The 1250-nt window shown below is 39.4% G+C and carries 1 protein-coding gene; it reads left to right on the forward strand.

Annotated elements, in window-relative coordinates; translation table 11 throughout:
- Window positions 1–277: 277 nt before the first annotated feature.
- Window positions 278–1250 (forward strand): IS110 family RNA-guided transposase (locus BUA71_RS17370; protein WP_072882057.1); only part of this gene is annotated, 973 nt, incomplete at its 3' end.

Raw genomic sequence — 1250 nt, forward strand, 5'->3', positions numbered from 1 at the left:
CCTTTAGGTTTGTAAAGTACAATTTCACTTATTTAAGAAAGGATGGTAATGATGATGAAAATTTCTTTTTTTGCTTCTTTTTTTCTTTGTTAATAAGTTTGGATTTGTTGATAACTAGAAAAAAGAACGGGGTGAACTTTCGAGCTCTCTAGGCTTTTGGCCTTTGTCCCGTATTAGTCCCCGTTCTTTATTAACCCGGTTGCAAGGACCAAATAGAATTATAGCATTTCTACCTATTAAAGGTGTTAGTCAAAGCAACCTTTTAAAACACAAAATTATGGAAATAAGGGAGACCATCGGTATCGATGTTAGTAAAAAAACAATTGACGTCCATATCCACAAAAAAAACCTATACCAGCGTTTCGACAATAACGCTGCGGAGATCAAGAAAATGGTCGAATGGACATTGAAGAACACCGACTTTGATCAACAAGAAATATTGTTCACATTCGAACATACCGGGCTTTACTCGCAGCAGTTATCGGCCACCCTATCAGAACTGGGAATGTTGTACACGGCTATACCCGGGCTGGAAATAAAAAGATCATTGGGGCTTTCGCGAGGAAAAGATGACAAGGTTGATTCCAAGAAAATAGCGCTGTACGCCTATCGCCTCAGGGAGGAGCTTGAGCCTTGCCAAATGCCTTCCAAAGAACTACAATCCCTCAAACGCATGCTTAAGCTCAGGGATCGTTTTGTCAAGCAAAGGGCCGGGTTTAAAGCTTCTTTGAAAGAGGAAAAACTTGTTTTGAAAAAGAAAGACAACAAAGTGCTTTTTGATTCCCAGGAACAAATTATAAAAGACCTTTCCAAAAAAATAAAGAAAATTGAAAAAGCCATGGATGAGTTGATCAGAGAAGACCAAAAGCTGGATGAAATATACAAACTGATCAACAGTATCAAAGGGGTCGGGCCGCAGACCGCCCTATATATGATCGCTTATACCCAGGGCTTTACAAAGTTTAAAAGCTGGAGGAAATTTGCTTCCTATTGCGGTATTGCCCCTTTTCCAAATTCATCGGGGAAAAGCATCATGGGAAAGACAAAGGTAAGTCACTTGGCAAACAAAAAGATCAAGAGCCTTTTTGATATGTGTGCTAAAACCGCCTTGCAGCACAACCCCGAGATCAAGCAGTATTATAATCGTAGGATTGAAGAACAGAATAAAGAAAAAATGAGTACCATCAATGTTATCAGAAATAAGTTGTTGGCACGGATTTTCGCCGTTGTAAAACGCGGTACACCTTATG

The sequence above is a fragment of the Salegentibacter echinorum genome (assembly GCF_900129445.1).
In the GTDB taxonomy this organism is placed as follows: domain Bacteria; phylum Bacteroidota; class Bacteroidia; order Flavobacteriales; family Flavobacteriaceae; genus Salegentibacter; species Salegentibacter echinorum.